This window comes from Micromonospora sp. WMMA1363, assembly GCF_030345795.1.
Classification (GTDB): domain Bacteria; phylum Actinomycetota; class Actinomycetes; order Mycobacteriales; family Micromonosporaceae; genus Micromonospora.
Genome location: NZ_JAUALB010000001.1, coordinates 2,861,116 through 2,886,900, shown reverse-complemented (window position 1 = coordinate 2,886,900; position 25,785 = coordinate 2,861,116). Strand labels below are relative to the sequence as shown.

Annotated in this window: 17 protein-coding genes and 1 pseudogene; 11 read left to right on the top strand and 7 right to left on the bottom strand. The window is 71.5% G+C overall.

Going from position 1 to position 25,785, the window contains the following annotated elements:
• Positions 1 to 39: 39 nt before the first annotated feature.
• A pseudogene (ccrA, locus tag QTQ03_RS13240) lies at positions 40 to 1,394 on the bottom strand (crotonyl-CoA carboxylase/reductase).
• Positions 1,395 to 1,695: 301 nt separating this feature from the next.
• Positions 1,696 to 2,169: a methylmalonyl-CoA epimerase gene (gene mce / locus QTQ03_RS13235; protein ID WP_289278285.1), complete on the bottom strand. Its 474-nt coding sequence runs from the start codon at positions 2,167 to 2,169 to the stop codon at positions 1,696 to 1,698.
• Between the two features lie 61 nt (positions 2,170 to 2,230).
• On the opposite strand from mce, the gene QTQ03_RS13230 reads away from it, so the two are divergent.
• The 5 genes from QTQ03_RS13230 to QTQ03_RS13210 all read left to right on the top strand — a co-directional run bounded on the left by QTQ03_RS13230 (position 2,231) and on the right by QTQ03_RS13210 (position 8,672).
• Positions 2,231 to 3,430: an acetyl-CoA C-acetyltransferase gene (locus QTQ03_RS13230; protein WP_289278284.1), complete on the top strand. Its 1,200-nt coding sequence runs from the start codon at positions 2,231 to 2,233 to the stop codon at positions 3,428 to 3,430.
• Between the two features lie 19 nt (positions 3,431 to 3,449).
• On the top strand, positions 3,450 to 4,451 hold the full coding sequence (gene meaB / locus QTQ03_RS13225; protein ID WP_289278283.1) for a methylmalonyl Co-A mutase-associated GTPase MeaB: 1,002 nt from the start codon (positions 3,450 to 3,452) through the stop codon (positions 4,449 to 4,451).
• A 102-nt stretch (positions 4,452 to 4,553) separates the two neighbouring features.
• Complete coding sequence (gene icmA, locus QTQ03_RS13220; RefSeq protein WP_289278282.1) at positions 4,554 to 6,242, top strand: coenzyme B12-dependent isobutyryl-CoA mutase large subunit; 1,689 nt, start codon at positions 4,554 to 4,556, stop codon at positions 6,240 to 6,242.
• Positions 6,243 to 6,469: 227 nt separating this feature from the next.
• Positions 6,470 to 7,384 carry a tetratricopeptide repeat protein gene (locus QTQ03_RS13215; protein WP_289278281.1) on the top strand — a complete coding sequence of 305 codons (915 nt, stop codon included), beginning with the start codon at positions 6,470 to 6,472 and terminating at the stop codon, positions 7,382 to 7,384.
• 67 nt (positions 7,385 to 7,451) lie between these two features.
• Positions 7,452 to 8,672, top strand: a complete 1,221-nt coding sequence (locus QTQ03_RS13210; protein WP_289280806.1) for an arginase family protein — start codon at positions 7,452 to 7,454, stop codon at positions 8,670 to 8,672.
• Positions 8,673 to 8,746: 74 nt separating this feature from the next.
• Here the strand turns inward: QTQ03_RS13210 and QTQ03_RS13205 are convergent, their stop codons facing one another.
• Positions 8,747 to 10,702 carry a penicillin-binding transpeptidase domain-containing protein gene (locus tag QTQ03_RS13205; RefSeq protein WP_289278280.1) on the bottom strand — a complete coding sequence of 652 codons (1,956 nt, stop codon included), beginning with the start codon at positions 10,700 to 10,702 and terminating at the stop codon, positions 8,747 to 8,749.
• Positions 10,703 to 11,022: 320 nt separating this feature from the next.
• On the opposite strand from QTQ03_RS13205, the gene QTQ03_RS13200 reads away from it, so the two are divergent.
• On the top strand, positions 11,023 to 16,077 hold the full coding sequence (locus tag QTQ03_RS13200; RefSeq protein ID WP_289278279.1) for an NAD-glutamate dehydrogenase: 5,055 nt from the start codon (positions 11,023 to 11,025) through the stop codon (positions 16,075 to 16,077).
• Between the two features lie 69 nt (positions 16,078 to 16,146).
• Here the strand turns inward: QTQ03_RS13200 and QTQ03_RS13195 are convergent, their stop codons facing one another.
• From QTQ03_RS13195 to QTQ03_RS13180, 4 genes are all read right to left on the bottom strand, one after another.
• Positions 16,147 to 16,851, bottom strand: a complete 705-nt coding sequence (locus tag QTQ03_RS13195; protein ID WP_289278278.1) for a class F sortase — start codon at positions 16,849 to 16,851, stop codon at positions 16,147 to 16,149.
• Between the two features lies 1 nt (position 16,852).
• Positions 16,853 to 18,079: a hypothetical protein gene (locus QTQ03_RS13190; RefSeq protein WP_289278277.1), complete on the bottom strand. Its 1,227-nt coding sequence runs from the start codon at positions 18,077 to 18,079 to the stop codon at positions 16,853 to 16,855.
• Positions 18,080 to 18,642: 563 nt separating this feature from the next.
• Positions 18,643 to 19,017: a hypothetical protein gene (locus QTQ03_RS13185; RefSeq protein ID WP_289278276.1), complete on the bottom strand. Its 375-nt coding sequence runs from the start codon at positions 19,015 to 19,017 to the stop codon at positions 18,643 to 18,645.
• A 110-nt stretch (positions 19,018 to 19,127) separates the two neighbouring features.
• Complete coding sequence (locus QTQ03_RS13180; protein WP_289278275.1) at positions 19,128 to 19,868, bottom strand: hypothetical protein; 741 nt, start codon at positions 19,866 to 19,868, stop codon at positions 19,128 to 19,130.
• 475 nt (positions 19,869 to 20,343) lie between these two features.
• Between QTQ03_RS13180 and QTQ03_RS13175 the strand changes: the two genes are divergently transcribed.
• The 5 genes from QTQ03_RS13175 to QTQ03_RS13155 all read left to right on the top strand — a co-directional run bounded on the left by QTQ03_RS13175 (position 20,344) and on the right by QTQ03_RS13155 (position 25,656).
• Entirely contained in the window at positions 20,344 to 23,055 is a 2,712-nt protein-coding gene (locus QTQ03_RS13175) for a sensor histidine kinase (protein WP_289278274.1), read from the top strand.
• The gene (locus QTQ03_RS13170) at positions 23,055 to 23,477 is read left to right on the top strand and encodes a roadblock/LC7 domain-containing protein (RefSeq protein ID WP_502889756.1); all 423 of its coding nucleotides are present in this window, start codon (positions 23,055 to 23,057) and stop codon (positions 23,475 to 23,477) included. The genes QTQ03_RS13175 and QTQ03_RS13170 overlap by 1 nt, the downstream gene beginning before the upstream one ends.
• Positions 23,467 to 23,853, top strand: coding sequence for a DUF742 domain-containing protein (locus tag QTQ03_RS13165; RefSeq protein WP_289278272.1), 387 nt, complete (start codon positions 23,467 to 23,469; stop codon positions 23,851 to 23,853). The genes QTQ03_RS13170 and QTQ03_RS13165 overlap by 11 nt, the downstream gene beginning before the upstream one ends.
• Entirely contained in the window at positions 23,834 to 24,436 is a 603-nt protein-coding gene (locus QTQ03_RS13160; RefSeq protein WP_289278271.1) for a GTP-binding protein, read from the top strand. Before QTQ03_RS13165 ends, QTQ03_RS13160 begins: the two co-directional genes overlap by 20 nt.
• A gap of 182 nt (positions 24,437 to 24,618) precedes the next feature.
• Complete coding sequence (locus tag QTQ03_RS13155; protein ID WP_289278270.1) at positions 24,619 to 25,656, top strand: lactonase family protein; 1,038 nt, start codon at positions 24,619 to 24,621, stop codon at positions 25,654 to 25,656.
• Positions 25,657 to 25,785: the final 129 nt, after the last annotated feature.

The following is a 25,785-nucleotide window of genomic DNA, read 5'->3' as shown; positions in this document are numbered from 1 at the left end:
GCCACTCACCGCAATGGTCGCGGCGCCTCGTCCACACGGTCAGTGGCCGCGGAACCGGTTGATCGCCGCTTCGTGCCGGGCGCGGAACTCCGGGTCCCGCACGCCGAGCCCGTCGGCGGGGGCCAGGCAACGGACGCCGACCTTTCCCTGGTGCGCGTTGCGGTGTACCTCGTACGCGGCCTGGCCGGTCTGCTCCAGCGTGTAGGTCTTCGACACGGTGGGATGGATCTTGCCGAGTGCCACCAGTCGGTTCGCCTCCCACGCCTCGCGGTAGTTGGCGAAGTGGCTGCCGACGATCCGCTTCAGGTGCATCCACAGGTAGCGGTTGTCGTACTGGTGCTGGTAGCCGCTGGTCGAGGCGCAGGTGACAATGGTGCCGCCGCGCTTGGTGACGTAGACGCTGGCGCCGAAGGTTTCCCGGCCCGGGTGCTCGAAGACGATGTCCGGGTCCTCGCCGCCGGTCAGTTCCCGGATCCGTTCGCCGAACCGGCGCCACTCGTCCTGGTCCTGGGTCTCGTCGTCCGTCCAGAACCGGAAGCCCTCCGCGGCCCGGTCGATGACCAGCTCCGCGCCCATCTTCCGGCACAGCTGTGCCTTGTCGGGCGAGGAGACCACGCAGACCGGGATCGCGCCGCCGTTGAGCGCCATCTGGGTGGCGTAGCCGCCGAGGCCCCCCGAGGCACCCCAGATCAACACCACGTCGCCCTGCTTCATGTTGGCGCCGTGGTGGGAGACGAGCTGTCGGTACGCGGTGGAGTTCACCAGCCCGGGCTCGCCGCCTCCTCCCAGCTGAGGTGACGCGGCTTCGGCATGAGCTGGTTGGCCTTGACCACGGCCAGCTCGGCGAGGCCGCCGAAGTTGGTCTCGAAGCCCCAGATTCGCTGCTGCGGGTCCAGCATCGTGTCGTCGTGGCCGGCCGAGTCCTCCAACTCCACCGAGAGGCAGTGCGCGACGACCTCGTCGCCGGCCTTCCACCGGGTCACGCCCGGACCGGTGCGCAGCACGACGCCGGCCGCGTCGGAGCCGACCACGTGGTAGGGGAGATCGTGCCGCTTGGTCAGCTCGGAGAGCCGCCCGTAGCGCTGGAGGAACTTGAAGGTCGACAGCGGTTCGAAGATGCTGGTCCAGACCGTGTTGTAGTTGATGGCGCTGGCCATCACCGCGACCAGCGCCTCACCGGGGCCGAGTTCCGGAGTGGGCACCTCCTGGACGTGCAGCGCCTTGCGCGGGTCCTTGTCGCGGGTGGCCATCCCGTCGAAGATGCGCGTCTCGTCGGCACGCACGACGACGCCCCGGTAGGACTCCGGTACCGGCAGCCCGGAGATGCCGGCCAACTCGCGCTCTGGTTGCGCCGCGCCCTCCGCCGCCATGATCGCTTCGAGGATGTCCTGCACGTCGACCTCCCGTTCGTCCGCACCCGCGCGTCGGGGGCACGGGTGCTGCCGTCGTCGGCGCCGGTGCGGCCGCCCACCACGTCGGCATCCGACACGATCCGGCACCGGCCGCGCTGCTGTGGGGCCGGACGTTACTGAACGGTAGTTAGAGTCGGAAGTCCTGTGTGAAAAAGTGCATCGGGCGATGAGTGAAGCTGCCCGGCCGTGTGGAGAACCGCGCAGTGCCGTGCTCCGCCGCGTTACCGACGGGTGCGAGCCGGGCCCCCCGCTGTGCGTCAGACGTCGACAGGGGCCCTTCCTCTCAACGGCCCGCGGCGGGCTCGACCAGCTCGACCAGGACGCCCCCGGCATCCTTCGGGTGGACGAAGTTGATCCGGGAGTCCGCCGTGCCGCGCTTCGGCCGTTCGTACAGCAGGCGTAGGCCGCGCTCGCGCAGCTTCGCGCAGGCGGCGTCGATGTCGGTCACGGTGTACGCGACCTGCTGCACCCCCGGCCCGTTGCGGTCGAGGAACCGCGCAATCGTGCTCTTCGAGTGCAGCGGCGCGAGCAGTTGCACGTAGCCGCCCTCGGCGGTCGGCCCGACCGCCAGCATCGCCTCGCGGACGCCCTGCTCCTCGTTCGTCTCCGTGTGCACGCAGCGCATCCCGAAGGTGCGCTGGTAGAAGTCGATCGCGGTGTCCAGGTCGGGGACGGCGACACCGACGTGGTCGATGCGGCGCAGCCCGATGTCTGTGACGTAGTCCGCAGCGGACTCGGCGGGGGAGTTCTCAGCCATGGCGCTAGTCTGGCCGAACAATCGTTAAGGCGTACAGGTCGGCACCCCCTCGGAGGCAGGCATGGCTTCGGTGATCGTCAGCGGCGCTCGGACCCCCATGGGGCGCCTGCTCGGCAACCTCAAGGACCTTTCCGCGACGAAGCTCGGCGGCGTGGCGATCAAGGCGGCGCTGGAGCGCGCCGGCGTCACCCCCGACCAGGTCCAGTACGTGATCATGGGGCAGGTGCTTCAGGCCGGCGCCGGACAGATCCCGGCCCGCCAGGCGGCCGTCGAGGCGGGCATCCCGATGTCCGTGCCGGCCCTGACCATCAACAAGGTGTGCCTCTCCGGCCTGGACGCGATCGCCCTGGCGGACCAGCTGATCCGGGCGGGCGAGTTCGACGTCGTGGTGGCCGGTGGCATGGAGTCGATGACCAACGCCCCGCACCTGCTGCTCGGCCAGCGCGGCGGCTACAAGTACGGCGACGTGGTGATCAAGGACCACATGGCCCTCGACGGTCTCAGTGACGCCTGGGACTGTTGCTCGATGGGGGAGTCGACCGAACGGCACGGCACCACGAGGGGTATCGGCCGCGAGGAGCAGGACGCCTTCGCCGTGGCCAGCCACCAGCGCGCCGCAGCCGCCCAGAAGAACGGCCACTTCGCCGACGAGATCGCCCCGGTGGTCATCCCACAGCGTAAGGGCGACCCGCTGGTGATCAACGATGACGAGGGTATCCGCCCGGACACCACCGTCGAATCCCTGGCCAAACTGCGCCCGGCCTTCACCTCCGACGGCACCATCACCGCCGGTAGCTCGTCGCCGATCTCGGACGGCGCCGCCGCGGTCGTGGTGATGAGCAAGGCCAAGGCAAAGGAACTGGGGCTGACCTGGCTGGCCGAGATCGGCGCGCACGGCAACGTCGCCGGCCCGGACAACTCGCTGCACTCGCAGCCGTCCAACGCCATCCAGCACGCGTTGCGCAAGGCCGGCCTGTCCGTCGACGACCTCGACCTGATCGAGATCAACGAAGCGTTCGCCCAGGTGGGCATCCAGTCCACCCGCGATCTCGCGGTCAGTCCGGACAAGGTCAACGTCAACGGCGGCGCCATCGCGCTGGGCCACCCGATCGGCATGTCCGGCGCCCGGCTGGTGCTGACGCTGGCGCTTGAGCTGAAGCGGCGCGGCGGCGGCACCGGCGCGGCGGCACTCTGCGGCGGTGGCGGCCAGGGCGATGCGCTGATCATCCACGTCCCGGCGGGTGCCGAGAGCGAACGGTGAGTCGGGTTTGCGAGGCACGGTGACTGACGCTCTCGACGACGCCGCGGCAGTGGCGACGCCGGTTCGCCGTAGTCGGGACGTACCCGTGCTGGTCGAGCGGGCGCGCGCGGGCGACCCCCGCGCGGTGGCCCGGCTCATCACGCTGGTCGAGTCCGGCGACGAGACGCTGCCCCGGATCGCGGCGGCGCTCGCGCCGTACGCCGGTCGGGCCCAGGTGGTTGGCCTGACCGGCTCGCCCGGCGTGGGCAAGTCCACCACCACCAACGAGCTGGTGCGGGCGCTGCGCGCCCGGGGACGCCGGGTCGGTGTGCTGGCGATCGACCCGTCCAGCCCGTTCACCGGCGGGGCCATCCTCGGTGACCGGGTCCGGATGCAGGACCACGCCACCGACCCCGGCGTGTACATCCGCTCGATGTCCAGCCGGGGTCACCTGGGCGGGCTGTCGGCGGCCACCCCACAGGCGGTCCGCGTCCTGGAGGGGGCTGGCTGCGACGTGGTGTTGGTGGAGACCGTCGGTGTCGGTCAGGCCGAGGTGGAGGTCGCCTCGCTCGCCGACACCACGCTGGTGCTGCTCGCCCCCGGCATGGGGGACGCGATCCAGGCGGTGAAGGCCGGCATCCTGGAGATCGCCGATGTCTTCGTGGTCAACAAGGCCGACCGGGACGGCGCCGACGCGACGGTCCGTGATATTCAGGGCATGATCGCGCTGGGTGAGCGGGGGGCGGGGCAGTGGCGGCCGCAGGTGGTGCGGGCGGTCGCCGCGCGCGCCGAGGGGATCGACGACATCGCCGCCGCGATCGACAAGCACCGCGGCTGGCTGGTCGAGAACGGAGAGTTGCGCCGCCGGCAGGAGGCGCGGGCCGCCGCCGAGATCGAGGCGATCACGCTCGGCGCGCTGCGCGACCGGATCGGCTCGCTGCGCGACGGCACGGAGCTGTCGGCGCTCGCCGTCAGGGTGGCCGAGGGCACCATCGACCCGTACACGGCGGCCGACCGACTCCTCACCCAGATCGCCTCGTGAGGCACCGGCACGTTACCGGTCGGTACGAACTTCCTTAGCGATCGTTCAGGCTGGGGTTCTACACTCGGGGTGCAGTCGAGGACTCGAGGAGGAGCCCCGCGGATGAACGCCGACGAGATCGCCGCCGGACGGGCGCGCTGGCAGGCCCGCCACGACGCCGCGCGCAAGCGGGAGGCCGACTTCACCACCCTCTCCGGAATGGCCGTCGACCCGGTCTACGGGCCCCCGGAGGGTTCGGCCTACCCGGGATTCGACCGGATCGGCTGGCCGGGTGAGTTCCCGTACACCCGCGGCCTGTATCCGACCGGCTACCGCGGGCGGACCTGGACGATTCGGCAGTTCGCCGGCTTCGGCAACGCGCAGCAGACCAACGAGCGCTACAAGATGATCCTGGGCGCGGGCGGCGGCGGGCTCTCCGTCGCGTTCGACATGCCCACCCTGATGGGCCGCGACTCCGACGACCCGCAGGCCCTCGGCGAGGTCGGGCACTGCGGCGTCGCCGTCGACAGCGCCGCCGACATGGAGGTGCTCTTCGGTGGCATCGACCTTGCCGGCGTCACGACGAGCATGACCATCTCCGGGCCGGCCGTGCCGGTGTTCTGCATGTACCTGGTCGCCGCCGAGCGGCAGGGCGCCGACCTGTCCCGCCTGGACGGCACGCTCCAGACGGACATCTTCAAGGAGTACATCGCCCAGAAGGAGTGGCTCTTCGACCCGGAGCCGCACCTGCGCCTCATCGGCGACCTGATGGAGTACTGCGCCCGGGAGATCCCGCGGTACAAGCCGCTGTCGGTCTCCGGCTACCACATCCGGGAGGCCGGCGCGACGGCCGCGCAGGAGCTGGCGTACACCCTCGCCGACGGGTTCGGCTACGTCGAGCTGGGACTCTCGCGCGGGCTGGACGTCAACGTCTTCGCGCCGGGCCTGAGCTTCTTCTTCGACTCCCACGTGGACTTCTTCGAGGAGATCGCCAAGTTCCGGGCTGCCCGTCGGATCTGGGCCCGCTGGCTGCGCGACGTCTACGGCGCCACCGATGAGAAGGCCCAATGGCTGCGCTTCCACACGCAGACCGCCGGGGTCTCGTTGACGGCCCAGCAACCGGTCAACAACGTGGTCCGGACCGCTGTGGAGGCCCTCGCGGCGGTGCTCGGCGGCACGAACTCGCTGCACACCAACGCCCTCGACGAGACCCTCGCCTTGCCCACCGACGAGTCCGCCGAGATCGCCCTGCGGACCCAGCAGGTGCTGATGGAGGAGACCGGGGTGGTCAACGTGGCCGATCCCCTCGGTGGGTCCTGGTACGTCGAGGCGCTCACCGACAAGATCGAGGCGGAGGCGGAGGAGATCTTCGCCCAGGTCCGACAGCTCGGCGGGGACGGGCCGCACAAGATCGGGCCGATGACCTCCGGCATCCTGCGCGGCATCGAGGACGGCTGGTTCACCGGGCACATCGCCGAGTCGGCGTTCGCCTACCAGCAGGCGCTGGAGAAGGGCGACAAGAAGATCGTCGGGGTCAACTGCCACACCGGCACGGTCGCCAAGGATCTGGAGATCCTGCGGATCTCCCACGAGGTCGAGCTGGAGCAGCGGCGGGTCCTCGCCGAGCGCAAGGCGGTCCGCAACGAGGCGACCGTCACCGCGGCGCTGGAGCGGATGGTCGCGGCCAGTCGCACCGACGAGAACATGATCCCCGCCATGCTCGACGCCGTCCGCGCCGAGGCCACCCTGGGCGAGATCTGTGACGCACTCCGGGCCGAGTGGGGCACCCACCGCGAACCCGCCCGCTTCTGATCCGAACGCCGTCCGGCTTGCCCCCACCCCCCGTGGGTCGTCCCACCGCATCCTCTCCGCGACTGTGCGCTTCGTGCCCCGGCGAAGGCGCGTACGCGACGAACCCGAGAACCGAACGTGCACGATCGCGGAGCCGGGGGTGGGGGTGGTGAGCTGGGGTGAGAGATGCGACTGTCGGCGTTGCCGTTGGACGGAGTTCGGCGTCGCGCGTGCGAGACTAGGTAACCATGAGCGACCCACGGATCACCTCGTCGATCTTCACCCGCGGCGCGGTCGACCTCAGCGCGCTGCGCACCCCCGCCCCGACCCCGGCTCCCGCACCCGCCCAATCCGGTCCACCGGCCGGCGCCCCCGATGGTGCCGTCGCCAGTGCCGGCACCGTTGTCGACGTGACCGAGGCCACCTTCCAGGCCGAGGTTCTCGAACGGTCGCTCAGCACACCCGTGGTCGTCGACTTCTGGGCCGAGTGGTGCCAGCCGTGCAAGCAGTTGTCCCCGGTGTTGGAGCGGCTGGCCGTCGAGGGCGGTGGCGCCTGGGTGCTCGCCAAGGTCGACGTGGACGCCAACCCGCGGCTCGCGCAGATGTTCCGGGTGCAGGGCATCCCGATGGTGTACGCGGTGGTCGGCGGCCAGCCGGTCGACGCGTTCTCCGGCGTCGTCCCCGAGGCGCAGCTGCGGCAGTGGATTCAGGCCGTGCTCAAGGCCGGTGGGGTGGAGATGGCCGAGTCGGCCGACCCCCGGCTGGACGAGGCCGACGACGCACTGATGAGCGGCGACCTGGACGCTGCGGAGCGCGCGTACCGGAAGATCCTCGCCGAGGCCCCAGCGGACGCGGCCGCGGAGGCGGGCCTGGCCCAGGTCGGGCTCGCCCGCCGCGTCGCCGGCGCTGACCCGCAGGCGGCGCTCGCCACCGCGGCGGCCAACCCCGGCGATGTCGACGCCCAACTGCTGGCCGCCGACATCGAGGTGCTCAGCGGCATGGCTGAGCAGGCCTACCAGCGCCTGGTCGACGTGGTCCGGCGCGCCGCCTCGGACGACCGGGAGAGGGTGCGCCAGCACCTGGTCGGACTCTTCACCGTCGCCGGCCCGGACGACCCCGCGGTCGCGTCGGCCCGGCGAGCCCTGGCCAGCGCCCTGTTCTGACCCTGACCACGCCAGCGGCGGGCCGGCGTTCCCGGCCGGCCCGCCCGACACCTCGAGGACGGAGGCCCTGATGCGCCGGATCGCCGTCCTCGACGCGCCCACGAACCTGGGGCTTCGTCCGCCCACGCCCACCTCGGTGCCGGGCTGCGCCAAGGCCCCCGGCGCCCTGCGCGACCACGGGCTGCTGGGGCGCCTCCGCGCGCGTGACGCCGGCTGTATGACCCCGCCCCGGTACGACTCGGGCGACTGGCGGCCCGGCGACGGGGTCTGCCACGCCCCGGGAATCGCCGGCTACTCCGTCGCACTCGCCGAGCGCATCGGGTCGATCATCGACCGGGGTGAGTTTCCACTGGTGCTCGGCGGGGACTGCTCGGTCCTGCTCGGCCCGGCGCTGGCCATGCACCGGCTCGGCGAGGCGGTCGGTGGCCGCATCGGGCTGGTCTTCGTCGACGGCCACTCCGACTTCCGACATCCCGGCAACGCCTCCTACGTAGGTGCGGCGGCCGGTGAGGACCTGGCGCTGGTCACCGGAAGGGGCCAGGCCAACCTGGCCGCCATCGAGGGACGGCGTCCCTACTTCCGGGACATCGACGTGGTGGTGCTCGGTATTCGCGCCCACGACGAGTACCGACTGGACCTCCAAGCCGCCGGGATCGTCACCCGCCCGGTTCCGGCGCTGCGCGCCGAGGGTGCCGCCCGCACCGCACAGTGGGCGCGCGAGCAACTCGCCGACTGCGCCGGCTACTGGGTGCACGTCGACGTGGACGTGCTGGACCCAGCGGTGATGCCGGCCGTCGACGCGCCCGACCCGGGCGGGATCGCCTTCGCCGAGCTGGAGATCCTGCTCGCGGGTCTGGTTGATACCCCGCACTGCCTCGGCGTCGAGCTGACCGTCTTCGACCCCGACTACGACCCGGACGGGTCGTACGCCGCCGAGATCGTGAACACTCTGGTGGCCGGGCTGCGTCCGGTCTCCGCACCGGGCTCGGTTCCGCCCCGACTGGTTCCCGAGTCGCCCACTGCCCCCGCCCCGCGGCGGAGCACGGCCCGTCCTCTGACCGCCGCGCCGCCGGGCCCGGCGGCGCTGGGCGGAGACGCCAACCCGGACGTGCCGCGTCTCGACGACCGGCGGGAACCGGCCGGACCGCCCGCCGCGCCCGGGCCCGGGCTGCCGCGCCGGGCCGTGGCGCCCGCCGGAGAATCCGCACATCGGGTGCCGACGAGCCGCGGGGCCGACGGCGCCGTCCGGCCGGGCGAATCGCCGCCAGCGGCGGCCGGCACCGCCTGACGCGGATCCCGCGGTCGCATCAGGGGTATCCGTGATCCACCGGCGGCTGGTGACGGGCGACCGGTGGCTGGCCGTCAGCGGGCCAGCGCCCGCAAGAAGCGCTCGGCAACCGGGACGGCCGTGGCACTGCCGGAGCCCCCCTGCTCGACGAAGACCGCGAACGCGATGTCGCCCTGCCAGCCCACGAACCAGGCGTGCGTGTGCGCCGGGTTGTCGTCGTACTCGGCGGTACCGGTCTTGCCGTGGACCGGTCCGCCGGGCACGTCGGCCAAGGCGCTGGCCGTGCCGGCGGTGACCACCTCGCGCATCATCGCCCGTAGGGCGTCGAGCGACTCCGCCTTCAGCTCGGGCCCGTCGGCGGCGGGCTTCGCCGGGGCCGGGTCGAGTACCAGCTTCGGCTGGGCGAACCGGCCGCGGACGACCGCCGCCGTGGCCGCGGCCATCGCCAGTGGACTGACCACTGTGGTGCCCTGCCCGATCGCCGCGGCGGCCTGCTCGGTCGGCCCACCGTTCGTCGAGACCGTGCCGCTGAACGCGTCCAAGCCGACGTCCCATGCCGCCCCCAGCCCCAGCGACCGGCCGGCCACCGCGAGCCCGTCGGCGCCGAGCTGTGGCGCCAGCGCCACGAACGCCGTGTTGCAGGACTTCGCGAAGTCGGTGCGGAACGGGACCGACCCGAGCACGAAGTCGTCGGAGTTCTTGAAGGACCGGCCGTCCACCTCGGCCGTCTTCCGGCAGTCGACCGGCTGGTCCGCGGTGACCGCACCTCGGTCGAGCAGGGCCAGCGCGCTGACCATCTTGAAGGTGGAACCGGGCGGAACCTGTGCGGTGAAGGCCAGGTTCGCCCCGGCCGGACCGGGCCCGTTGGCCGCGGCGAGTACGGCACCGTCGCTCACCCGGACGGCCACCACGGACGCGCGTCGCTTCTCGGCGCGCAGCGCGTTGTCGGCGGCGTTCTGGGTCGCCACCTCGATCGTGGTCCGCAGCGGCTTGCCGGGCCGGAACTCGCGGCGGAACAACTCGGTGTCGGTGGGCACCAGCGTCCCGTCCGGGCCGGCCCGGCTGATGACGACGGTGAGCCCGGGGACGCCGCGCAACCGCTCGTCGTACCGACCCTGCAGGCCGCCGTGGCCGACCAGGTCGCCGCGCGCGTACCGGTCGGGGTGCTCGGCTAGGTCGTCGGCCTGCGCCGGGTCGACTGTGCCGAGCACGGCCCGGGCGAATTCCCGGGTGGGCGCCAGATCGAGCTTGCCGGTCGGGAACCTGGTGCCCGGCAGGTCGTAGATGCGCGGTTTGATCTGCCGGTACGCCTCGTCCCGCAGGGTCACGACGTCGACCAGCGCGTCAGGGTCGGCTTCGGCGAGCCGCTTGGGCAGGTCGGAGAGGTCGATCGGCGGGACGAGGGCCGGGCGAATCGCCCGGAACGCGGCGTCCAACTGCCGGGTGACCGCCTGGGCATCGGTCACCTCCCGCGGCGCGAGCTGGACCTGGACCACCGGCCGGGGGGCCACCAGCGGCTGCCCGGAGCCGTCCAGCACCGCGGCCCGTGGGCCCGCCTCCCGGCGCAGTCCCAGCCGGTCACCCCTGGTGAGCTGCTCGTGCACGACCTGCGGTTCCCAGATCACCTGCCACTCGTCGTCGCTTTGGCTGAGCCGCACCGGACGGTCGTACGTCCACCGGGTGTCGCCGGGCAGCGTCCACTCGACGCGGACCACAGCCGTCGCGACGCCGGCGGTGACCGCCGGGTCGCCGGCGCGGTGCAGCGCGGGCGGGGTGGCCGCCAGCTCGCCGGAGAGCTCCTTGAGCTCCCGCGCGACGTCGGCGGCGGGCACCCGGGTGCCGGTCGCGTCGACGAAGCCGACCGCCTGGAGGTCCCCCGAACGCCAGCCCTCCAGGAAGGCGTCGACGGTGCGTGCCGGGCCGTCCTCGGCCGAGCAGGCGGTCAGCCCGCCGGCGGCGAGTGCGGCGGCGGTGAACAGTGCGAGGAGCGATCGGGACGGACGGTGCCGGTGCCGGTGCGACAGGTGCATGAAGCGGGACCCCCGAACCGCGAGCCGCTCTGCGTGAGGCGGCAACGAAATCTGGACTGCCTGCACCGTAGTACGTCCGCACCGTCCGCATCGTCCCCGCGCGGGGTGGCTGGGCGGAAAGACGAACCCGTGATGGGGTGATGAACAACCGGAGGCGGGGTATTCCTGGGTCGGCCATCCGCGTACCCGCGACAGGTGAAAGGACGAAGCCCCGATCCGGACGTCCGCACTGTGGTCCGCCGACCAAGGCACTCAACGGTAGGGCCTAGGCTGGGCGGCAGAGTGACCCACAACGCGGTGGGTCGAGGGGAGTGGCACCGATGGACCGGCGTCCGGCTACTAAACCGGGACCCGACCTCCGGCAGGTTGATGCCGGCCAGGACGACAATCTCGATTCGGCAACCGATTCCGACGGCTTCGGCCAGCTCGACACCGGGACGACCGGCCTGACCGGTTCGAGTGTCGACACCATCTACGAACCGGGTGCGCCATCCCACGGGCTCGCCGGCGACGCGGAGGACACCGAACTCGACGAACCGGTACCCAACGCCGAGCGCCTGGTCGCCCAGGCCGTAGCGCTGGCCGGCGACGACCACGACGTGGCGACCCTGGTCAGCCGCTTCTGGCGGTACGCGCCGGACGAGGAGCTGATCGGTTTCACGGCCGAGGAGATGCTCGACGCGGCGCGTGCCCACCGGGAGTTGGCGGAGCAGCGGGTCCCGGGCGAGTTGAAGCTGCGGATCCACTCCCCGGACGCCGACCAGCACCACACGGTCGTCGAGATCGTCACCGACGACATGCCGTTCCTGGTGGACTCGATGACCGCCCTGCTCAACTCGCACCACCTGGACGTGCACCTGCTGGTGCATCCGCTGCTGGTGGTGCGGCGCGAGCCGCTGGGCCGGCTGGTCGAGGTGGCCGCCGACGTCGAGCCCGACGACGCGATCGCCGGTGACCTGGTCGAGAGCTGGATGCGGATCGAAATCGATCCGGTTCGGGACGCCGGTGAACGGAACACGCTGCGCCGCGAACTCCAGCGGGTGCTCACCGACGTCCGGGAGGCCGTCGAGGACTGGCCGAAGATGCGCCAGCGTGCCCTGACGCTCGCCGACGAGCTGGCCGCCGCCCGGACCAGCGACAACCGGCCCCCGGTGCCGGAGAAGGACATCACCGACTCGGTCGAGCTGCTGCGCTGGCTCGCCCACGACCACTTCACATTCCTCGGCTACCGGGAGTACCGGCTGGTCGACACGCCCGAGGGTGGCAAGGGCTTGCAGGCCGTGCTCGGCACCGGCCTCGGCGTCCTACGCTCGGACTCCGTGGAGGCCCGGGCGTTGTCGTCGATGACGCCGGAGGCGCACGAGAAGGTCACCGAGAAGCGCCTGCTGGTCATTACGAAGGCGAACTCTCGGGCCACCGTGCACCGGTCGGCGTACCTGGACTACATCGGGTTCAAGGTGTTCGACGCCGCCGGCGAGGTGGTCGGGGAACGGCGTTTCCTGGGCCTGTTCTCCACCGCCGCGTACCGCACCAGCGTGCGCGAGCTGCCGGTGGTCCGGCGCAAGGTGGCGGAGGTCCTCGACCGGTCGGGCCTGAGCCAGCGCAGCCACTCCGGTAAGGACCTGCTGCAGATCCTGGAGACCTACCCGCGCGACGAGCTGTTCCAGATCAAGACCGACGACCTGCACCACGCGGTGATCGGTGTGCTGCGCATGGCCGGCCGCCGCCAACTGCGGGTGTTCCTGCGGCGAGACGCGTACGGACGGTTCATCTCCTGCCTGATCTACCTGCCACGGGACCGGTTCACCACCCAGAACCGGCTGCGCATGCAGGACATCCTGCTGCGGGAGCTGAACGGCGTCGGGGTGGACTACACGACCCGGGTCACCGAGTCGATGCTTGCCCGGGTGCACTTCATTGTCCGGACCGACCCGACCAAGCCACCCGACGACATCGACGCCGACCTGCTCGCCGAGGAGCTGGCCGACGCCACCCGCCTCTGGGACGACGACTACCGGTTGGTGCTGGAGCGCAAGCTCGGCGACGAGCAGGCCAAGCATCTGTTCGTCCGGTACGCCGATGCCTTCCCGGAAGGCTACAAGGACGGGCACACGCCGTACGAGGCGATGAAGGACCTGGCGAAGCTGGAGCTGCTGGAGGAGTCCGGCCAGCTGGAGATGCACCTGTTCCGCAAGCAGGTGGCGCCGCGCGTCGGCGTTCGCGAGGAGGACGCCGACGACGAGTCGATGGACGTCCGGTTCAAGATCTACCGGTACGGCGAGCCGATGATGCTCTCGGCGGTGTTGCCGGTGTTGCACTCGCTCGGCGTGAAGGTGGTCGACGAGCACCCGTACGAGGTGGAGCGCGTCGACGGCCGGATCTGGTTGTACGACTTCGGCCTGCGACTGCCGGAGAGGCACCGGGATCTGGCCGAGGTACGCCCGCACGTGGAGAACGCCTTCGCGGCGGCGTGGCGTGCCGAGGCCGAAGTGGACGGGTTCAACGAGCTGGTCCTGCGCGGCGGCCTCACCTGGCGGCAGGTGGTCGTACTGCGGGCGTACGCGAAGTATCTGCGGCAGGCCGGCACGGTCTTCTCGCAGGAGTACATGGAGTCCACGTTCATCGCCTACCCGCAGATCGCGGCCCTGCTGGTGCGGCTCTTCGAGGCCCGGTTCGCGCCGGGGGCGGCCAGCGCCGGCCAGCGGCAGCAGCAGAGCAAGGAGCTGGTGAGCGAGATCCGCGCCGCGCTGGACGGGGTGGCCAGCCTCGACCAGGACCGGATCCTACGGTCTTACCTGACGGTGATCCAGGCCACCCTGCGGACCAGCTTCTATCAGAAGCGGGCCGACGGACGACCGAAGTCGTACGTGGCCTTCAAGCTCGACCCACAGGCGATCCCAGACCTGCCGGCGCCCCGGCCGAAGTTCGAGATCTTCGTGTACTCGCCCCGGTTCGAGGGCGTGCATCTGCGCTTCGGGCCGGTCGCCCGCGGCGGCCTGCGCTGGTCCGACCGGCGGGAGGACTTCCGCACCGAGGTGCTTGGCTTGGTCAAGGCGCAGATGGTGAAGAACGCGGTGATCGTGCCGGTGGGCGCCAAGGGTGGCTTCGTGCTCAAGCAGAAGCCGGGCGACCGGGACGAGGCGGTGGTCTGCTACAAGGAGTTCATCTCCGCCCTGCTGGACGTCACCGACAACATCGTCAGCGGCGAGATCGTGGCGCCGGAGGACGTGGTCCGCCATGACGGGGACGACCCGTACATGGTGGTGGCGGCGGACAAGGGCACCGCGACCTTCTCCGACATCGCCAACGAGATTTCCACGGCGCACAACTTCTGGCTGGGGGACGCGTTCGCCTCCGGTGGTTCCGCCGGCTACGACCACAAGAAGATGGGCATCACCGCCCGCGGTGCGTGGGAGTCGGTGAAGCGACACTTCCGCGAGCTCGGGCACGACACCCAGACGCAGGACTTCACCGTGGCCGGCGTCGGCGACATGTCCGGCGACGTGTTCGGTAACGGGATGCTGCTGTCGAAGCACATCCGTCTGCTGGCCGCGTTCGACCACCGGCACATCTTCCTCGACCCGGACCCGGACGCCGCCACCTCCTATCAGGAGCGGAAGCGGCTGTTCGACCTGTCCCGGTCGTCGTGGGAGGACTACGACCGGGAGCTGATCTCGGAAGGCGGCGGCGTGTACCCGCGTACCGCCAAGTCGGTGCCGATCACGCCGCAGGTCCGTGCGGTGCTCGGCCTCGACGACGAGGCCACCCAGATATCGCCGCAGGAGCTGATGAAGGCGATCCTCACCGCGCCGGTCGACCTGTTCTGGAACGGCGGAATCGGCACCTACGTGAAGGCGTCCAGCCAGACCAACGCCGAGGTGGGCGACAAATCCAACGACGGGATCCGGGTCAGCGGCAAGGACCTGCGCTGCCGGGTGGTCGGCGAGGGAGGCAACCTGGGCTTCACCCAGTTCGGCCGGATCGAGTACGCCCTGACGGGCGGTCGGATCTACACCGACTTCATCGACAACGCGGCGGGCGTGGACTGCTCCGACCACGAGGTGAACATCAAGATCCTGCTGAACACGGCGGTCGCCGACGAGGAGTTGACCGTCGCCGAGCGCGACGAGTTGCTGGCTGAGATGACCGACGAGGTCGCCGACCTGGTGCTGCGGGACAACTACGACCAGGCACGGGCGATCAACAACGCCCAGGCCCAGTCGACGTCGTTGCTCCCGGTGCACCGGCGGATGGTCAACGAGCTGGAGCGGTCCGGCGCGCTGGACCGGGCGTTGGAGGCGCTACCCCCGGACGAGGAGCTGGCGGTTCGTATCGAGTCGGGCCTGACCGCGCCGGAGTTCGCGGTGCTGCTCGCGTACGTAAAGATCGTCTTGGAGAAGGAGATCCTCGCCGAGGGGCTGGCCGACGAGGAGTGGACGACGGACGTCCTGGTCAACTACTTCCCGACGCCGATGCGGGAGCGGTTCGCCGACCGGATGTCCCGGCACCGGCTGCGCCGGGACATCGTGACGACCGTGCTGGTGAACGAGGCGATCAACCGGGGCGGCATCTCGTTCGTCTTCCGGGTGGTCGAGGAGACCGCGGCCAGCGCCGCCGACGTGATCCGGGCGTACGTCGTGGTCCGCGAGGTGTTCGGGCTGCGTGAACTGTGGGACGCGGTGGAGGCGCTGGACAACAGGGTCGCCCCCGAGCTGCAGACGGGCGTCTACCTGGACACCCGGAGGCTGCTCGACCGGGCGGTGCGGTGGCTGGTGACCAACCGCCGTTCGCCGATCGACGTGCCGGCCGAGATCGCCCGCCTGCGCGACGGAGTGGCCCGCCTCCTGCCGGAGATGGAGACCCTCTTCTACGGCAGCGAGCGGGAAGCCATCGCGGCGCACATCGAGTCGATGGTCGCCAAGGGCCTGCCGCGGGACCTGGCCCAGCAGACGGTCCGGCTGATGTACAGCTTCGGCCTGCTCGACGTCGTCGAGACAGCCGCGAGTAGCGGGCGGGACGTGGCCGAGGTCGCGTCGGTCTATTTCGTCCTCTCCGACCGGTTCCGGGTGGACTCGCTGCTGTCGAAGATCTCCCTGCTGCCGCGGGAGGACCGCTGGCAGACGCTGGCCCGAATGGCGCTGCGCTACGACCTGTACGCCGCGCTGGCCGCGCTCACCGTCGAGGTGCTGGATTCCACCCCGGACACTCTGCCGCCGCACGAGCGGGTGTGCCAGTGGGAGCAGTCGAACGCCACCTCGATCCACCGCGCACGGCGGGCGATGGGGGAGTTCGACGAGTCCCGGGCCGATCTGGCGGCCCTGTCGGTGCTGCTGCGTCAGATCCGCACCCTCGTGCGGACCTCCGCGGCCTCCTGACGTCGCACGCGCGGACATCGCACGCGGTCCGGGGGCGGGAGTGGTCCGACCACCGGGCCGCGTCGCCCGTCACCGCGCCCGGGTGGCGAAGACGATGATGTTGTCCGGGTAGTCGCCGGTGACCCTGTCGAAGATGCCGCCGCAGGTCACCACCCGCAGCCCGACCCGGTCGGTGGGTCCGTAGACCAGCTCGGTGGGGAACGCGGTCTTGGGATACGACTTCACCGTCTCGACGGTGAAGTCGACCTGCAGGCCGTCCGCACGCGTGACGCTGACCGTGTCGCCGGGCTGTAACGCGCCGAGCGAGAAGAAGACCGCCGGGCCTATCGCGGCCGAGTCGACGTGGCCGATGACGACCGAGTTGCCGACCTCCCCGGGGCTCGCCCCCGGCTCGTACCAGCCGGCCAGCTGGGCCTCGTCGAGCGGAGGCACCTCCACTGTTCCGTCTGGGTTGGTTCCGAGCTCCATGATCGACGCGTCGACGTCGATCCGAGGGATGACGATCCGGGTGGGAGCGGACCGGGACAGGCCGGCAGGGGTCGGCCGATCAGTCATGTCCCGATCGCTCTCGGCGGCCGGCAGGTCGGCCTCGGCGGGACCGGTGGTGACGTCGGGCGCGGCCTGGGCGAGCGGTTGCGGAGGCTGAACAGCGGGCACGGTTTTCAGCGAGGCTCCGACGAGGCAGGAGCCGGCCATGGCGAGCATAACGACGCCGGCGGCGCCGGCGGCGCGCCACGGTTTTCCGTGACGGCCGCCGGCTCCAGTCGTCGTCACGTCAGATGAGGGAACCATCGGCCCGACGACGTAGCAGCACCAGGCCACCCAGGGCGGCTGCGCCGAGCAGGCCGGCCCCCCCAGCGGCCAAACGCAGGTCGGCGCCGGTGCTCATGCCACCGTCACCACCGTCAACCCCGCCTCTCGGCATCACGACCAGCTTGCCCTTGCCGCAGGAACCCTCCAGTTCGTACTCGCCCGGCTTGGCGTGTCGGTCGACCTCGGCCTTGCCGTGGTAGACGAACTCCCGCTTGTGGTCGCGGCCCTTGCCGTCCTTGTAGTCGTGGCCCTTGCCGTCCTTGTAGTCGTGGTCGCCCTTGTCGTCAACAGCGTCGGCAGTGCCGCCGCCCCAGCCGCCCTGGCTGCCGTAGTCGTCCTTGTGGTCGCGGTCCTTGTCGTCCTTGTGGTCGTAGTCGCCCTTGCCGCCCTTGTCGTCCTTGTAGTCGTGGCCCTTGTAGTCGTGGCCCTCCTTGTGGTCGCGGTCCTTGTCGTCCTTGTGGTCGTAGTCGCCCTTGCCGCCCTTGTCGTCCTTGTAGTCGTGGCCCTCCTTGTGGTCGCGGCCCTTGCCGTCCTGGTAGTCGTGGTCGTCCTTCCAGCCGTGGCCGTAGTCGTCCTCGTAGTCGTGGCCGTAGTTGTCCTTCCAGCCGTAGTCGTCCTTCCAGCCGTGGCCGTAGTCGTGGCCGTAGTCGTCCTTCCAGCCGTAGTCGTCCTTGTGGTCGCGGCCCTTGCCGCCCTGGTAGTCGTGGTCGCCCTTCCAGCCGTGGCCGTAGTCGTCCTCGTAGTCGTGGCCGTGGTCGTCCTTCCAGCCGTAGTCGTCCTTGTGGTCGCGGCCGTGGTCGTCCTTCCAGCCGTTGTCGTCCTTGTAGTCGTGGCTCTTGTCGTCCTTGTAGTCGTGGTCGTCCTTGTAGTCGTGGCTCTTGTCGTCCTTGTAGTCGTGGTCGCCCTTCCAGCCGTGGCCCTTGTCGTCCTTGCCGTCGTCGGCCGGCTTGAGTTTGACCTTGCCTGTCACCTTCGACCAGACGAACGCGTGCTCCTGCGGCTTCTCGCAGATCTGCAGCAGCTTGACCTCGGCGCCCGGCTTGACGACGTGTGGCTTGGCGATGACCTTGCCCTTGTCGTTGTGGTGGTGGTCGCCGTCTGCGAACGCGATGCCCGGCGTGAACACGAGCAGGGAAGCGCCACCAAGGGCCGCACCCGTAACGACCTTCCCCAATATCTTTTTTGCCATGACCTGCGTCACTCCATCCCTGTGTCCTCAGCTCGGCGACAGCCGAGCTACGACCGACGTTAGACCCGTTCATGACCTATAGAGGGAAAGATTCGTGTTTACCGCTTTTCAGAGGGGGATAGGGCATAGAACCGGCAAGGGTCTTTCGCCGGCTCCGGTGTCGCTCGGTCGGTCTGGAGGTGTTTCTGCCCGCGGGGGACCGACGTGGGGGCAGGTTCGCCGGGACGGGATGCTCGGATGGCGTATCGGTATGCGGCTATAGAAGCGCTCCCGTGATCTGCGCGTGGAAGCCATCCGCCGATCGGCGGGAGTTCCGCCCGGCCGGGCGGAACTGTGCCGTGCTGGCCTCCAATGGTGAGCGGGCCCGGACCCGCCGGTGCCCGTCGATGGGCCGCGGACGAACTGCGCAGGGACGCTCTCGAGTGAACGGCCACAGGTGCGTCGTTGCCGCCGCGGTCCTGACCCCGCGCACCGCTGCACGTAGGTGAGGCGCTCTCCGGCGGAAGGTTCGGACCCCTGGTCCAACCCCATCCGGTCGGGGCCAGGGGCCTCTCCTCGTCACATCAGGGAACCGTGCGCTCGATCGCGGCCCGGCCAAGCTCGGCGAGGTCCCGGCGAGCCTTCTCGACGTTTTCCGGCGTCAGGTCCTGGCCTCGGGCGGCCACCAGGTCCTCGGGCTCCCACGGCTGCTCGGCTCCAGTGCGGATGCTGTCCCCGCCGGCACCCGTGCCGGTGCCGGTGGCGCCGGTCCCGGCGGCGTACGGGTCACCGATGATGTCGTCGGTCGCGGCGCCCCGCTCGTCCGCCGTGGCGAATGACGGCGTGTCCCAATCGGCGCCGCCGCCGGTCATCAGCTGGGGGACGGCGGTGTCGTCCTCGACCGCCGCGGCCACCTCGGGGCTCTCCTCCAACGGTCGGTTCCGGTCACGATCGGTCATGGTGTCGCCCTCCTGTCCGCACGCGCGTCCGCTGCCTCCTCGCGTACCCCGTGCGGCCGGCGCCATGCGCCGGTTCGGCCGGCACCCACACGCCGGTTGTGGCTGCGGAGTCAGCGTCCGTCGGTCCGGCCGGGAACGTCCGGGCGTTCCTCCCGCCCCGCCCCCTCCTGCGCGGAACCGGTCGCGCCGGCGTCGGTACCGGTGCCGTCCGCGTCGGCTGCCGCGCCGGCCAGTACCGGGTCCGTGTCGGGCGATACGGCGTCCGGATCGACCATGTTCGGCGTCGCGCTGCCGTAGCCGGCAGCCCCCGCCGCGACGGCGTCCGGGTCGCCCCCGGCGGGGATCAGGTCGGCGCGTCGCTCCGGGGCGCCCTCCGCGGCGTCCGGGGGCAGCACGGTGCCCACGGTCTCGTCACCGGCCGCCGCCCGCCGCTGCCGGCGCTCCTCCCAGCCCGGCCCGCCCCGGAACTCGGCGGCCGGGTCCGCGCGCCAGCCCTCCCGTTCGCCGCCCTCGACGCCGTCGCCGGGCCGGGCGGTCGCCTCGGTACGCGGATCCGGCTCGTCCTCCGCCCGGCCGCTGGCCAACGCGGCGGCGGCGACCGCCCCGCCCACCGTGGTGGCGCCGAAGGCGGTCGGCACCGGAGCGGGATCGTGGAACTCCGGCCGGTCCGCGGTCTGCCTCCCGCGATCGCTGCCTTCCCGGTTGGGGCCGGTGTCCCGGTCATCGAGGGCGTATTCGGGCGCGTCGCCCCGGTCCGACGGGTCGGTGCGGTCACCGGAGGGCGGCACCAGCACGGGTGCGGAACGTACGGTCTCCGGGTGGTCGGTCGACTGCTGTTCGTCCTGGCGCATGATGGTCTCCTCAGCGGCTCGTGGACGCTCGGGTCGCCCCCGTATTCCTCACTCTGCTGATCGCGAATCCCGATCCGGGGTACTTTCCTCGCTGACGGCTGAACCTCTCGCTCCGGCCCGTGGCCACCAGGCCTGCGTAGCGGGTGGGCAGGTTCATGCCAGGTGATGGTGCGGACTCCGGGCGACCGGCGGCGAAACCCGACTCATTCCAGAATTCTGGCGTCGCCGCGGGACTCGGCAGCCCCGGTCAACGCCTGATTCCAGATTGGCGCCCGAGGTGCCGCCCGGGGGAGCCCCGGCTGGGCGTTTGTCGGTTGTGGACGACGCGACGGACGGTAGTGCAACCGGCGTGGATTTCGTATCCTGCCCAAGGCGTCCGTCGATGACGTCCCGGCGCCGCAACCGGGCGCGCTCTGCCGGGCGCTGCCCGGCAGGCGCCGGCACCCGCAGCCACACCTTCCGGGCGAGGTCTTGAGTGAACACCCGCGACTGGCCGATCCGCTCCAAGCTGACCGCATTGGTCGTGGTACCGGTGACCGCGATGCTCGCGTTCTGGCTGTTCGCCACCACGCTCGCCTTTGGGCCCGCGCTGGATTTGCTCTCCGCTCGTACGCTCCTGTCCGACCTCGGTCGGCCCGGTGACGCGGTCGTTGTCGAGCTGCAACGCGAGCGCCGGCTGTCGGTTGTCCACCTGTCGACCGACAGCCCCACCCCCGGACTCGCCGAACAGCGGCAGCGGACGGACGGCGCCGTCGCCGAGCTGCTCAGCCGGATCAACGGGGCAGACCTCCGGGACGCTGCCAGCGACCTGCTGAACGTCCGGCTGGACAGTCTCGTCGTCGCGCTGGAGGCGCTGCCGGCCGGCCGTGACTTTGTCGACCGCCGAGCGGTGGACCGGGCCGGCACGGTCGGCCTCTACGGCGGCATGATCTCGTCGGCGTTCCATGCCTACGAGGCGATGGCGGCGCTACCCGACCCGGAACTCAACCGAGAGGCGCTGGCGATCACCGCGCTCGGCCGCTCCCGCGAGCTCCTCGGACAGGCCGACGCGTTGTTGTCCGGGGTGTTCGCCACCGGCCGGTTCGCCGCGGGCGAGCACACCCAGCTCGTGCAGCTGTTCGCCAACCAGCGGTTCCTGGTCGAGACCGCGGTGGCCGACCTGCCCGCGGCGGCTCGCGCGGCGTACCAGCGGCTGACCGAGCGGGAGGAGTTCGGCCGGCTGTGGAAGACGCAGGACGCGCTGGTCACCGCCGGGGCGACTCGGCTTCCGGTCACCGCGCAGGAGTGGGTGGCCGACTACGACGCCGTCCAGCAGGCGCTGCGCGAGTACGAGTTGAACCAGGCCGACGAGCTGGCCGACCGGTCCATCCCCACGGCTGTCTGGATCCTGGTGCGGCTCGCGGCCGCCGGGCTGCTCGGCCTGGTCGCCGTGGTGGTCTCGCTCGTCGTGGCGCTGCGGGTCGGTCGGTCCCTCGCGTACCGGCTGACCCGGGTACGCACCGCGCTGGAGCAGGCGGAGCGCCAGCTGCCCGAGGTGGTCGCGCGGATGCGCCGCGGCGAGGAGGTCGACGTCGCCCGGGAGGCGCCGTCGCTGGAGCACGGCGCGGACGAGATCGGCCAGGTGGGGCGGGCGTTCACCTCGGTGCAGCGGACCGCTATCCGGGCCGCGGAGGGCGAGGTCAACCTCCGACGGGCCATCAACGAGGTGTTCCTCAACATCGCCCGGCGTAGCCAGGGGCTCGTGCACCGCCAGCTCGCCCTGCTCGACCGAATGGAGCGGCGTGCCGAGGACCCGGACGAACTGGCCGAGCTGTTCCGGGTCGATCACCTGGCGACCCGGCTGCGGCGGCACGCGGAGGACCTGGTGATCCTGGCCGGTGCTGCGCCGGGCCGCGGCTGGCGCAACCCGGTCGCGATGGTCGACCTGATCCGGGGCGCGAGCTCCGAGGTCGAGGCGTACGACCGGGTGGACATCGGCGCCGTCCAGCCCGCCGGGGTCGCTGGCCGTGCCGTCGGCGACCTGATCCACCTGCTCGCCGAGTTGATCGAGAACGCTACCGCCTTCTCCCCGCCGCACACCCGGGTCCGGGTCTCCGGTCAGCTGGTGGCCAACGGGTACGCCCTGGAAATCATCGATCATGGGCTCGGCATGTCGCCCGAGGCGCTGGAGGACGCAAACCGGCGGCTGGCGTCCTCGCCCGAGTTCGACCCGACCCGGACGGCCCGGCTCGGCCTGTTCGTGGTGGCCCGGTTGGCCGCCCGGCAGCGGGTGCGGGTCCGGCTCTGCCCGTCGGACGGTGGTGGGCTGACCGCCGTGGGCCTCATCCCGACCGACCTGGTCACCGCGGAGCCGACGGTGCCGCCGGTGGGCGCCTCCGCCGACCCTGGCCTGGACGGGCGGCTGATCGCACGCGCGGGTCGTCGGGAGGCGCTGCCCCGGACCCGCCACCCGCGGCTGGCCGAGGGGCCTGCGCCGGGTGCGCCGGCACCGGGCGCGGTCGACCTGGCTTGCACCGCCGCGGACGCGACCCCGTCCGGTGGCCCCGCCCCGGCGGAGGCGGCCGGCGAGATCGACGGGCTGCCCCGCCGGATCCGCCGCCGCGGCTCGACCGCCCGACCCGGTCCCGTTGTCCGGGGCCGGTCGGTTGGCCAGCCGTCGTCGGTCGACGCGGCGGCGGCGCGGCCGCCGCAACGGGCCATCGCGGGTGCGGACGGACCCGGCGCGCGACCGGGGCCCGAGCGGAGCGAGCGGGCGGGCACGCCGGCCGGCGGTGTCGCGCGAGGCGAAACGGAGCGGACCGCCGCCGGGGGTGTGCCGGATCCGGACGAGACGGCGGCTGAGGCCCGGAGACCCGACCCGTCGGTCGTGGATCATCCGACGCTTCGCCGGTCCGCCGTCGGGGGCGAGACCTGGTGGCCGCCGATGGCCGACCCGAGCCCACGGACCCCCGAGGAGGCCCGCCGTGTCCTGGCGGCGTTGCAGGCCGGCACCACCCGCGGTCGCCACGCCGCCGGCGGCGCCCTGCCCCGGGACGGCGACGGGACGGCGCCCGCCGCGCCGGATTTGCCGGCTATGCCGGATTCACCTGCCATGCCGGATTCGCTTGCCATACTGGATTCGCCTGCCGGGGCGGGCGACCCGACGGTGGACCGCGACCGCTTGGCCCCGACTGAGAGGGACGCGTGATGCTGCATCCGACGAGGCAGAGTGCCGATCTCGACTGGTTGCTCGACGAGTTGGTGGAGCGGGTAACGTCCGCGCGGCAGGCGGTGGTCCTCTCCGCGGACGGGCTGTTGCTCGGCGCGTCCGCCGGCCAGCAGCGGGCCGACGCGGAGCACCTCTGCGCGCTGGCCTCGGGCTTCTCCAGCCTGGCCCGGGGCGCGAGCCGGCACGTCGCGGGTGGTCCGGTCCGGCAGACGGTCGTCGAGATGGAGTCGGCGTACCTCTTCGTGACCGCCGCCGGGCAGGGTGCCTGCCTCGCGGTGGTCAGCGACGCCGACGCCGACATCGGGCTGGTGGCCTACGAGATGGCGATGCTGGTCACCCGGGTCGGCGGGAACATGAGCGCCCCGGCTCGGTCTGCGTCGGGCGCCGACGATGCGGGCTGAGGCGGGCGCGCCGCACGAGTGGCTGGACGCCGACGCCGGTCCGGTGGTGCGCCCCTATGCCCTGACCGGCGGGCGGGTCCGGTCCGCCGTCGACGGCTTCGACCTGGTCGCGTACGTGCTGGCCGAGCGGGACGCCGACCCGGTCGCGTACCCGGAGCTGCAGCCCGAGCATCGGCGACTGGTGGCGCTCGCCGGCCGGCCGGTGCCGGTGGCAGAGCTGGCGGCCGCCCTCGACCTCGCGGTCGGTGTGGTCCGCGTGCTGCTCGGTGATCTCGTGGACCGGGGACTGGTGACGGTGCACCAGCCTCCGGCCACCCCCTACCTGCCCGACAACGACATTCTCAAGGCGGTGGTCAGTGGACTCCGTTCGCTTTGACCCGGCGGGCATCGGCGGTCGTATCCCACTCGCGCTGAAGATCCTCATCGCCGGGGGCTTTGGTGCGGGTAAGACGACGCTGGTGAGTGCGCTGAGCGAGGTTCGGCCGCTCCAGACCGAGGAGGTGCTGACCGGGGCCGGCATCGGCACCGACGACCTCTCCGGCGTGGAGACGAAGTCCACCACCACGGTGGCGATGGACTTCGGTCGGATCACCATCAACGAGGACCTGCAGGTCTACCTGTTCGGTACGCCGGGGCAGGACCGATTCTGGTTTCTCTGGGACGAGTTGGCGTTCGGGGCGCTCGGCGCGGTGGTGCTCGCCGACACCCGGCGGCTGGCGGACTGCTTTCCGTCGATCGACTATTTCGAGCAGCGCGGCATCCCGTTCGTGGTGGGGGTGAACTGCTTCGACGGGGCGCGCCGGTTCGGCCTGGACAGCGTGCGGCAGGCGTTGGACCTGGACCCCGGCGTGCCGCTGCTGCTCTTCGACGCGCGGGACCGGCAGTCGGGCAAGCAGGTGCTGATCGCGCTCGTCGAACACGTGGCGCGCCAACGCGGGGAGCCGGTGCCGGCGGCCTGAGCCCGGGCATCCGGGCGCCTGCCGGGCCCGCGGCCCGAGCCGGGGGTCGACGTCGCCGGCCAGGCGCTTTCGACGTCCGACGACCCCGATGCGCTCATTCGTGGTGGATTCGGGCGTGCGGGCGCGGCGGACCGGGTGGCCTCTGGTTTGATTGGGAAAATATCGGGCAAAGGGCGGATTTAGTGGCAGATCAGGATGTGATCGTCTACATTGGTGGTTACACCACGGCCGCCGGTGGCCGTGGCACCGGCATCGTCGCGGCGCGGCGAGACACCGAGTCCGGCGCGCTCACCCCGTTGGGCACAGTCGCAGTCACACCCTCACCGTCTTTCCTGGCCCGGCACCCGCGGCTGCCGGTGCTGTACGCGGTCAACGAGTTGACCACCGGCGAGATCAGCGCGTTCCGGGTCGCGCGGGGCGGTGACCTGAGCCCGCTCGGCACCCGACCCGCCGGCGGTGCCAACCCGTGCCACCTGGCGGTCGCGCCCGACGGCAGGCACCTGTTCGTGGCCAACTACGGCAGCGGGAGCGTGGCGGTGTTCCCGCTCGACGAGGGCGGGGCGCCCGGTGAGCGCAGCGACCTGGTCCGGCACGAGGGTCACGGCCCGGACCCGAGGCGGCAGGCGCACGCGCACGCGCACATGGTCGATCCGTCCCCGGACGGCGGCCCGCTGTACGCCGTCGACCTCGGCACCGACTCGGTCTACCGGTACGACCTCGACGCCGCGACCGGGCGGCTGGTGCCCCGTGCGCCACGGGTGCGCACGGCGCCCGGAACTGGTCCCCGGCACCTGGCCCGCCATCCGGACGGGCGACGCTGCTGGCTGGTGGGAGAGCTGGACGGTACGGTCACCGGGTACGCGCTGACCGCCGACGGCGCGCTGCGCCAGCGGAGCCGGGTGGAGGCGAGCGAACGGCCGGGTCACGTGCAGCCCTCCGAGGTCGCCGTCGGTCCCGATGGCAGGTTCCTCTACGTCGCGAACCGTGGCGTCGGCACCATCGCGGTCTTCACCCTCGACGGCGAGGTGCCGGAGCTGGTCACCGAGGTCGACACGGGCGGGGAGTGGCCGCGGCACTTCGCCCTCACCGGGCACCACCTCTACGTCGCGGACCAACGGGCGGACATGATTCGAGTGTTCCGGGTGGATCCGGCCACCGGTGTCCCCGTTCCCGTGGGGGAGCCCGTGCCGGTGCCGAGCCCCACGTGCGTCCTACCCTGATTCACTGTCCGGGCAACAGCATGAGGCTGAGTAACTACCCAGCGTATATCAAATGTAGATCAACTGTTTCTCCTGCGTAACTTTCGTCCGAACGGACGTGGCAGTCGTCGAACCTGATCCGCAGTATGG